Source organism: Streptomyces sp. NPDC059743 (assembly GCF_042732975.1).
GTDB lineage: Bacteria > Actinomycetota > Actinomycetes > Streptomycetales > Streptomycetaceae > Streptomyces.
Genome location: NZ_JBHWGS010000045.1, coordinates 1 through 1014 on the forward strand (window position 1 = coordinate 1; position 1014 = coordinate 1014).

Here is a 1014-nt window from a genome sequence, read left to right on the forward strand (position 1 = left end):
GTAAGCGAGTGGTGGACGGTTCACGAGTGAGAATGCAGGCATGAGTAGCGATACACACGTGGGAAACGTGTGCGCCGATTGACTAAGGGTTCCTGGGTCAAGCTGATCTGCCCAGGGTAAGTCGGGACCTAAGGCGAGGCCGACAGGCGTAGTCGATGGACAACCGGTTGATATTCCGGTACCCGCTTTGGAACGCCCAGTATCGAATCAGACGATGCTAAGGCCGTGAAGCCGTCCTGGAGCCTTCGGGCGAAGGGGAGTGGTGGAGCCGTCGGACCAGATCTGTAGTAGGTAAGTGATGGGGTGACGCAGGAAGGTAGTCCATCCCGGGCGGTGGTTGTCCCGGGGTAAGGGTGTAGGGCGTTGTGCAGGTAAATCCGTGCAACATGTGTCTGAGACCTGATGCCGAGCCGATTGTGGTGAAGTGGATGATCCTATGCTGTCGAGAAAAGCCTCTAGCGAGTTTCATGGCGGCCCGTACCCTAAACCGACTCAGGTGGTCTGGTAGAGAATACCGAGGCGTTCGGGTGAACTATGGTTAAGGAACTCGGCAAAATGCCCCCGTAACTTCGGGAGAAGGGGGGCCACACCAGGTGACGGCACGTGCTGTTTGAGCTTGGGGTGGCCGCAGAGACCAGCGAGAAGCGACTGTTTACTAAAAACACAGGTCCGTGCGAAGCCGTAAGGCGATGTATACGGACTGACGCCTGCCCGGTGCTGGAACGTTAAGGGGACCGGTTAGTCAATCTTCGGGTTGGCGAGGCTGAGAACTTAAGCGCCAGTAAACGGCGGTGGTAACTATAACCATCCTAAGGTAGCGAAATTCCTTGTCGGGTAAGTTCCGACCTGCACGAATGGCGTAACGACTTCTCGACTGTCTCAACCATAGGCCCGGTGAAATTGCATTACGAGTAAAGATGCTCGTTTCGCGCAGCAGGACGGAAAGACCCCGGGACCTTTACTACAGTTTGATATTGGTGTTCGGTTCGGCTTGTGTAGGATAGGTGGGAGACT

1 rRNA gene is annotated in these 1014 nt (G+C 55.7%); it reads left to right on the forward strand.

Annotation, left to right across the window (positions count from 1 at the left end):
- Positions 1 to 1014: ribosomal RNA gene (locus tag ACFV6H_RS37740) — 23S ribosomal RNA — on the forward strand; the annotation flags it as partial.